We start from the raw sequence: 320 nt of genomic DNA, 5'->3' as shown, positions 1-320 counted from the left end.
GACACCACCGTGAACAACGACGGTGTGAAAGTAGGCGACGATGTCGCATTGACCCAAGACGGCGTTAAAGCAGGTGATGTCAAACTGACCAAAGACGGATTGAACAACGCCGGCAACAAAGTGACCAACGTAGCCGCCGGTACCGACGATACCGACGCCGTTAACTACGGTCAGCTGAAAGAGACCAACGCCAATGTGGCCAAAGGTCTGAACATTGCTGCCGACAACGGTAACGACGACAACGTCCAACTGGGCGAAACCGTTGCCTACCGCAGCAGCGACAAAAACATCGTCACCACCGTGTCCGACAACCAGATTGA

1 pseudogene is annotated in these 320 nt (G+C 54.4%); it reads left to right on the top strand.

Going from position 1 to position 320, the window contains the following annotated elements:
• Positions 1 to 320 (top strand): annotated as a pseudogene (locus tag ACTHSP_RS23330) (hypothetical protein); the annotation flags it as partial.

The sequence above is a fragment of the Neisseria sp. P0001.S005 genome (assembly GCF_051963715.1).
The sequence above is the reverse complement of the archived record's forward strand: the minus strand, read 5'-3'. Positions and strand labels throughout refer to the sequence as shown.